Source organism: Burkholderia sp. Tr-20355 (assembly GCF_017104685.1).
In the GTDB taxonomy this organism is placed as follows: Bacteria; Pseudomonadota; Gammaproteobacteria; order Burkholderiales; family Burkholderiaceae; genus Burkholderia; species Burkholderia seminalis.
This window is the reverse complement of sequence record NZ_JAAGPK010000062.1, coordinates 37,132-44,006: the sequence shown is the minus strand read 5'-3', so window position 1 is coordinate 44,006 and position 6,875 is coordinate 37,132. Positions and strand designations below refer to the sequence as shown.

Annotated in this window: 4 protein-coding genes and 2 pseudogenes; 5 read left to right on the top strand and 1 reads right to left on the bottom strand. The window is 65.6% G+C overall.

All coding sequences use genetic code 11. The annotated features are described in order from the left end of the window. Positions 1 to 405, bottom strand: a pseudogene (locus tag G3N62_RS17955) (DUF2339 domain-containing protein); the annotation flags it as partial. 495 nt (positions 406 to 900) lie between these two features. On the opposite strand from G3N62_RS17955, the pseudogene G3N62_RS17950 reads away from it, so the two are divergent. The 5 genes and pseudogenes from G3N62_RS17950 to G3N62_RS17930 form a co-directional block, all read left to right on the top strand. Then, positions 901 to 2,192 (top strand): annotated as a pseudogene (locus tag G3N62_RS17950) (glycine betaine/L-proline ABC transporter ATP-binding protein); the annotation flags it as partial. Next, on the top strand, positions 2,185 to 3,081 hold the full coding sequence (gene choW, locus G3N62_RS17945) for a choline ABC transporter permease subunit (protein ID WP_034186004.1): 897 nt from the start codon (positions 2,185 to 2,187) through the stop codon (positions 3,079 to 3,081). The pseudogene G3N62_RS17950 and the gene choW, both read left to right, overlap by 8 nt. A 108-nt stretch (positions 3,082 to 3,189) precedes the next feature. Then, a complete protein-coding gene (locus G3N62_RS17940) occupies positions 3,190 to 4,188 on the top strand; it encodes a GlxA family transcriptional regulator (RefSeq protein WP_034186005.1) in 999 nt (332 codons plus the stop codon). A gap of 110 nt (positions 4,189 to 4,298) precedes the next feature. After that, positions 4,299 to 5,246 (top strand): choline ABC transporter substrate-binding protein, encoded by a 948-nt coding sequence (locus G3N62_RS17935; RefSeq protein WP_034186006.1) that lies wholly within the window; start codon positions 4,299 to 4,301, stop codon positions 5,244 to 5,246. 586 nt (positions 5,247 to 5,832) lie between these two features. After that, a complete protein-coding gene (locus tag G3N62_RS17930; protein WP_167361906.1) occupies positions 5,833 to 6,870 on the top strand; it encodes a fimbrial protein in 1,038 nt (345 codons plus the stop codon). Positions 6,871 to 6,875 lie beyond the last annotated feature (5 nt).

The window sequence follows — 6,875 nt, the reverse complement described above, 5'->3', positions numbered from 1 at the left end:
AGGTTGCGCGGGCTGTACCGGCGGTGGCGGGACGGGCGTCGACGGCGGCGCGGTTGCCGCACCGGCCGGCACCGTTTGCGCGACGTTTCCGGCGGTCGCCGCACCAGCCTTCGCGCCGGCCAGCTGGGCGCGCAGCGAGTCGAGTTCGCGCGTGAGCGTGTCGACGGTCGCCTCGAGGCGCGCGACGCGATCGGCGAGCGGCAAGGGCGCGGAGGGCGATGTCGCGGACAGCGCGAACGCATCCCGAGCGGCGGGCGTGTTCCTGGGATGGCGTTGCTGAAGTGCGCGACCGATGGCGAACCCGGCGGCGGCTCCGAGCAGCGCACCGCTCGCGGCCGAGAAATCCCCGATCAAGGCGGCGATGCCGCCCACGACGAAACCGATTACGGCGAATGCCCAGTTCAACGCCTTGCTCCCTCTCGCTATCGTTATCGTCCTTCGCTCGCGGATCGCACCGGATCGAGGCGGTTTCAGCACGGCCGGCAGGCGAACCGGCAGGCGCGTGCCGCGTGCGTGGCCTCTCGTGCGAAAGGCCCGCGGCGACGTCGCGCTCAACGTGCTTGCGGGGAATGTAACACAGCGGACCGTCGCGGATTTCCGGGGTGGGGGCGGTATCGCGGCGTGCGCCGTCCGGTGTCGTCGCGCGGCTTTTTGCACGGTCATGCTTTTTACCGGTGAATGCGATGGATGTTTTCGTCTGAACAGAGCGCCGCCGGATCGGACGCGGATTTGTCGCAAAGCGACGCGCGGCCGAGGCGCGTTGGCGCAAAAACTCATGCGATGCGTGCCGCGCTGCTGCGCACAAGTCCGGCGGGGGATGCCCGTCGTTGCTGGGTGTGCGCGTATTGCACCGCCGCAATCGGGTGCCGCCGCGCGGCGCGGCCCGCCAGGCGGGGCTGGAGGGTGTGTCGTATTTGCGCAAGCGTTTGTCGTAATTCGTCGGCAGGTCGGGGTTTTTTCTGGCAACTATGTAGGCACGCTATGACAAGCGCGAGTCCCCGCTACACGAGGAGAAGGTTTCGATGGATGCCCCCAAGGTCGTGGTCGAAGGTCTGTGCAAGGTGTTTGGAAGCAACCCGCAGCAGGCGCTCGACATGCTCGCCGCCGGCGCGACGAAAGACGATGTGCTCAAGCGCACCGGTCAGGTCGTCGGCGTGCACAACGTCTCCTTCGATGTGCAGGAAGGCGAAATTTTTGTGCTGATGGGCCTGTCCGGCTCCGGCAAGTCCACGTTGATCCGCCTCGTGAACCGGCTGGTCGATCCAAGCGCCGGCAAGGTGATGATCGACGGGCTCGACGTCGCATCGGCGCGCCGCTCGGCGCTGACCGCGCTGCGCCGCAAGGACATGAGCATGGTGTTCCAGTCGTTCGCGCTGATGCCGCATCGCACCGTGGTGTCGAATGCCGCATTCGGCCTGGAGGTCGCCGGCGTCGGCAAGAAGGAGCGTGAGCGCCGGGCGATGGAAGTGCTCGAGCAGGTCGGCCTCGCGCCGTTCTCGCACAAGCTGCCGTCCGAGCTGTCGGGCGGGATGCAGCAGCGCGTCGGCCTGGCCCGCGCGCTGGCCGTGAACCCGTCGCTGATGATCATGGACGAGGCGTTCTCCGCGCTCGATCCGCTCAAGCGCCGCGAAATGCAGGACGTGTTGCTGCAACTGCAGAAGGAACAGCGCCGCACGATCATGTTCGTGTCGCACGATCTGGAGGAAGCGCTGCGCATCGGCAACCGCATCGCGATCATGGAAGGCGGCCGGCTCGTGCAGGTCGGCACGCCGCAGGACATCATCGCGAACCCGGCCGACGATTACGTCCGCGCGTTCTTCGACGGCATCGACACGAGCCGCTACCTGACGGCCGGCGACCTGATGCAGACGGGCGCCGTGCCGATCGTGTCGAAGTGCGATGCCGCGAACGTCGCGGCGACGCTGAACGGCAGTGCCGACTATGCGTTCGTGCTCGACGCCCAGCGCAAGATCCGCGGCTTCGTCACGCGCGAAGCGATCGGCCAGGACACGCCGTCGGTGCGGCCGATCGAAAGCATCCGGCACGACGCGTCGCTCGAACATGTCGTCGCACGTGTGGTCGCGAGCCCGAATGCGCTGCCCGTCGTGGACGACGACGGCTGCTACTGCGGCTCGGTCGATCGTGCGCTCATCCTGAAAGCCATCACGCGTTCGCGAGGTTCCCATGTCTGAAATGATTCCGCTCGGTACCTGGGTCGACCAGTCCGTTCACTACCTGCTCGACCATGACGCGAAGACGTTCGACGCGATCGGTCAAGCGATCGAGGGGCTCGCCGCATTCGTCGAGCATGGCCTGCAGGCGATCCCGATGTGGCTGATGATGGCGATCTTCATCGGCGTCGGACTGTGGCGGGTGGGCTGGCGCTTCGCGCTGTTCACCACCGCGTCGCTGCTGCTGATCTTTGCCACCGGCTTCTGGGATCAGACCATCATCACGCTCGGCCTCACGCTGTCGTCGACGATCATCAGCCTCGTGCTCGGCATTCCGCTCGGCATCTGGGCCGCGAAGAGCAAGTGGGTCGCCGCGATCGTGCGCCCGATCCTCGACCTGATGCAGACGATGCCGGCCTTCGTCTACCTGATTCCGGCCGCGATGCTGTTCGGTCTCGGCCGCGTGCCGGGGATCCTGTCGACGGTGATCTTCGCGATGCCGCCGGCGGTGCGCCTGACGAGCCTCGGTATCCGCCACGTGAACCGCGAGATCGTCGAAGCCGGCCAGGCCTTCGGTTGCACGCCCTGGCAGCTGCTGTACAAGGTGCAGTTCCCGAACGCGCTGCCGTCGATCATGCAGGGCGTGAACCAGACGATCATGATGGCGCTGTCGATGGTGATCATTGCGTCGATGGTCGGCGCGGGCGGCCTCGGCAACGACGTGCTCGCGAGTATTCAGCGCCTCGACATCGGCCTCGGTTTCGAAAGCGGTCTGTCGGTCGTGCTGCTCGCGATCATTCTCGACCGCATCACCGAAAGCTTCGGCCGTGCGCCGGGCACGGTGAAGGCGCCGCTGTTCGCCGGTCTCAAGCAGCTCTTTCGCGTGAAGACCGCGCCCGCACAGGCCTGATCCCCGGCGGCCGGTACACCCGCCGGCCGCTTACCCTGAACAGATAACGGCTTCCGCGGCCCGAGCCGCGGGGCTGGCCCCCTGCAACCTCCTCGCCAGGAGACCGATGTGACGTCTGCCGTCGCTGTGGCGCCCGCCGCCTGCGTTTCACCGGTTTCGTCCCTCGCCCATTTCGGCTTCCTGACGCTGCCGAACTTCTCGATGATCGCGTTCTCGAGCGCGGTCGAGGTGCTTCGGATGGCGAACTACGTCGGGCGTGCCGACCATTACCAGTGGTCGATCTACTCGCTCGACGGCGCGCCCGCGCATGCCAGCAACGGCATCGCGGTGCGGCCCACGCAGGCGCTCGACTACGAGAACCTGCCCGACGTGATGATCGTGTGCGGCGGCATCCGTATTCGCGACGTGGTCGACGAGGGCGCGCGCGATACGCTCGCGGCGCTTGCCGAGCGCGGGCTGCCGCTCGGCGGCATCTGCACGGGCGCGTACGCGCTGATGTCGAGCGGGCTGCTCGACGGCTATCGCTGCACCGTGCACTGGGAGAACCTGTCCGCGCTGCATTCGGAGTTTCCGCAGGTCGGTTTCGCCGACGAGCTGTTCGTCGTCGACCGCGACCGGCTGACCTGCACGGGCGGCACCGCGCCGCTCGACCTGATGCTGAACCTCGTCGGCATGCGCTTCGGCCAGCAACTGGCCGCGCAGGTGTCCGAGCAGTTCATCCTGGAGCGCATCCGCAGTTCGACCGACACGCAGCCGATTCCGGTCGATGCGCGCGTCGGCTTCTCGCGCGCGGAGCTGATCGAGGTCGTGCGGCTGATGGAGGCGAACATCGAGGAGCCGCTGTCGCTCGAGGAACTCGCGCGGCTCGTGCGGCTGTCGCAGCGGCACCTGCAGCGGATGTTCAAGGTGTACCTGAACGTGTCGCCGACCCACTATTACCTGACGCTGCGCCTGAAGCGCGCGCGCGACCTGCTGCGCACGACCGACGCGTCGATCGCGCGCGTGACGACGGTCTGCGGCTTTCATTCGCCGTGTCATTTCAGCAAGGCCTACCGTGCGCAGTTCGGCCATGCGCCGAGCTACGAGCGACGGTTGCCGGGGCGCTGAACGGCGCCGCCACGCAACATTCGGTCCGCGACGTCGCCGGGATCGCGGCGCGCGGCTTCAATAAACGATCCCGCATTCAAGCAAACGACATCACTTTGAGGAGAAGCAAGATGAAGCGCCTATTGATCGCAGCGGTGTGCGGAATCGGGGTAACCGCGCCGATGTCGGCCGTTTATGCGGCCGATCCGCCCGTATGCAAGAACGTGCGCTTCGCGGATGTCGGCTGGTCCGACATCGCGGCGACCACGGGCCTCGCGTCGACGATGCTGCAGGGCCTCGGCTACAACCCGACGAAGACGATCGCCTCGGTGCCGATCACGTTCGCCGGGATCAAGAGCAAGCAGATCGACGTGTTCCTCGGCTACTGGTCGCCGACGATGGACCCGATCATCCAGCCGTTCACGAAGGCCGGCACGATCAAGGTGCTGTCGACGCCGAACCTGACCGGCGCGAAATACACGCTCGCGGTGCCCGACTACGTGTACCAGGGCGGCCTGAAGTCGTTCGCGGACATCCAGAAGTACGCGGACAAGCTCAACGGCAAGATCTACGGGATCGAGCCGGGCAACGACGGCAACCTGCTGATCAAGAAGATGATCGACGGTAACAAGTTCGGCCTCGGCAAGTTCAAGATGGTCGAGTCGAGCGAGGCCGGGATGCTGGTCGAGGTGAATCGTGCGATCCGCGACAAGCAGTGGATCGTGTTCCTCGGCTGGGAACCGCATCCGATGAACGTGCAGATGAAGATCGACTACCTGAGCGGCGGCGACGACGTGTTCGGCCCGAACTACGGCGAAGCGAAGGTGCTGACGGCCACGCCGCCCGACTATGCGCAGCGCTGCCCGAACGTCGCGAAGTTCGTGTCGAACCTCCAGTTCACGACGACGATCGAGAACCACGTGATGTTGCCGATCATGAACAAGGAAGACCCGAACAAGGCGGCCGCCGAGTACCTGAAGGCGAACCCGCAGGCGCTCGACAAGTGGCTCGCCGGCGTGACGACGCTCGACGGCAAGCCGGGTCTGCCGGCGGTGAAGGCGTATCTCGGCGTGCATTGAAGGTGGTTTGCAGGTTCGGGCTGCAAGCGCCCGCCTCCGGGAAACCGGGGCGGGCGTTTTTTCGCATGCGCGGCACCGTGACGATCCGGTCCCGCGGCGCCGCTTCCCGCGTCCAGTGACGTTTTGCGAAGCGTCCGGTTTACCGTTACCCGCGTCAAAAAATAAAACACGGCAATCCGCCGATCGACGCGTGTTCCGCCCGCGCACTTTGTCGCGATATTTCTGACTTGTCCGATTGGCTTCGACGTAGCCGGGCACGAGAATAACGCCTAGTTCAGAAGGCGGACGGCAACATGACTCGGTCGATGCTTGCGGGCGCCTTGTGCAACCGGCCATGTTCCTGTCGAGGATCGGGTAGCGATTTCGTTTGCAGTCGACCGACGAAGATCGGACGGGCCGCATCTTGTCGTGCGTCGGAAAAGACGCGAAACGACATCTCACGCTGGGCTGCGGCGAACGACATACATGGTCCCTGAATATCTTGGCGAGGCTGACGTGGCAGTGGCGTCGGCGGCTCGCGGAGTCGATCATGCATCGAAGGGGAATTGCAGTGAACGACGAAAGTCGTGGCAACACGCTGAAGCGTATGTCATTTGTCCCGGCGGCGTGCCGCTGCCTGCCCGGCTTCTGCGCCGGCGTGGCGCTGCTGGTGTTTGCATGCCTGCCGTCGCGAGCGATGGCCGCCTGCGAGCTCGGCACGGGCGGCGTCTATCGCGTATCGCTGTCGCTGCCGGCGAGCGTCACGGTGCCGCGCGATGCGCCAGCGGGTACCGTCATCACGAGCGCGCGATACACCTATTCGTTCAATCAGTCGAAGCCGGTCGGCGTCTACTGTACGACGGGGACAACCGTCGAAAACCAGAGCGGATCGGGGGTGCAATCGTCCAACGGCATCATTCCGACAGGTACCCGGGGCATCGGCTACCGGTTGCGCCTCGAAGCGGACGGCTATGCGCCGGACACCGGTTCTTACACCATACCGGTGTCGGTCTTCAATACCGCGTCGCGGTGCGGCTATCCGGCGAGCGGCAAGTGCTACGTCTATCTGGGCACGCCGGTCGTGCTGGAACTCGTCAAGACGGGCGACGTGCCGCCCAACGCGGTGATTGCCGGCGGGCTGCTCTTCACGCAGCGCATCGGCGGTCTGGCCGCGTCGACGGTCACGCTGTCGACGCCGCAAGTGAGCGTCGCATCTCAGAGCTGCACCGTGACGTCGAGCAAAGTGAACGTACGCTTCGGCCGGATCGGCGCGCACATGTTCGGCGGGGTCGGCAGTGCGGCGTCTGCGGTTCCGCTCGGTATCTCGATCGATTGCCGGGGCGTGTCGTCGAGGATTGCGGTGACCTTCACCGACGTCTCGTCGCCGAACAACCGTTCGAATGTGTTGTCGCTGACGAGCGATTCGACCGCGCGCGGCTTCGGCATCCAGATATTGTCCGACGCACGGCCGATCTCGTTCGGCCCCGATTCGTCCGTCGCCGGTAATCCGAACCAGGTCGTAATCGGCACGGTCAGCAACACGATTTACGAAGTGCCGTTCTCGGCGCGCTACATCCGCACGGCGTCGGACATCAAGGCCGGCACGGCCAACGGTCTCGCGACGTTCACGATGTCGTACCAGTGATGTGC

What these genes read in the sequence shown, in the direction of transcription:
- choW (WP_034186004.1), top strand. Translation starts at nt 2,185, where the DNA reads ATGTCTGAAATGATTCCGCTCGGTACCTGGGTCGACCAGTCCGTTCAC.
- G3N62_RS17935 (WP_034186006.1), top strand. Translation starts at nt 4,299, where the DNA reads ATGAAGCGCCTATTGATCGCAGCGGTGTGCGGAATCGGGGTAACCGCG.
- G3N62_RS17930 (WP_167361906.1), top strand. Translation starts at nt 5,833, where the DNA reads ATGTCATTTGTCCCGGCGGCGTGCCGCTGCCTGCCCGGCTTCTGCGCC.